The 421-nt window shown below is 56.5% G+C and carries 2 protein-coding genes and 1 pseudogene; 1 reads left to right on the top strand and 2 read right to left on the bottom strand.

Annotated features, from left to right (window positions below):
- A partial coding sequence (locus AC0L3B_RS38470; protein ID WP_473382831.1) for a hypothetical protein occupies window positions 1–102 on the bottom strand: 102 nt, incomplete at its 3' end.
- Between AC0L3B_RS38470 and AC0L3B_RS38465 the strand changes: the two are divergent.
- Window positions 65–214, top strand: a pseudogene (locus tag AC0L3B_RS38465) (hypothetical protein); the annotation flags it as partial. The gene AC0L3B_RS38470 and the pseudogene AC0L3B_RS38465 sit on opposite strands and share 38 nt — an antisense overlap.
- On the opposite strand, the gene AC0L3B_RS38460 reads toward AC0L3B_RS38465, so the two are convergent.
- Window positions 184–339 (bottom strand): hypothetical protein, encoded by a 156-nt coding sequence (locus AC0L3B_RS38460; protein ID WP_473382828.1) that lies wholly within the window; start codon window positions 337–339, stop codon window positions 184–186. The pseudogene AC0L3B_RS38465 and the gene AC0L3B_RS38460 overlap by 31 nt on opposite strands.
- Between the last annotated feature and the right edge of the window lie 82 nt (window positions 340–421).

Below are 421 nucleotides of genomic sequence, written 5' to 3'. Positions count from 1 at the left end.
GAACCACCAGTAGAGCCAGCCAATGGTAAATCCCGCCCAGGGTCCGATGGCCCGGTTTGCATAAGTGGGAAAAGAACCTGTATCCGGCGATGCAACGGCCATCTCTCCGAGCATCGATACGTGGGTATTTGCGCTAAGCATCACCTGCGGGCTGACCCTGACCAACTTTTACAGCGTGGCTCGTTACGGTGAATTCGAGTTCTGGTTCGCCCTGGCGAAAGTGCTGGCGATCATCGCGTTCATCGTGGTTTGCGCTATCGCACTGGTGGGGTTATGGGACTCCGCTGCCGCGATGGTGACGATTTCAGTGCCCATGAAGCTGAACATCGTCGTGAGCAAAGCTCCCAATACCGGGGCATATCCGTTTGGCGCGAAGCCGCCGTTGTTGTTGATCAGTGTACCGATACCGCTGACCGTACGA

It is taken from the genome of Bradyrhizobium sp. Kon56 (genome assembly GCF_055807635.1).
Note: the sequence above shows the minus strand (reverse complement) of the source record. Positions and strands in the feature narration are given on the sequence as shown.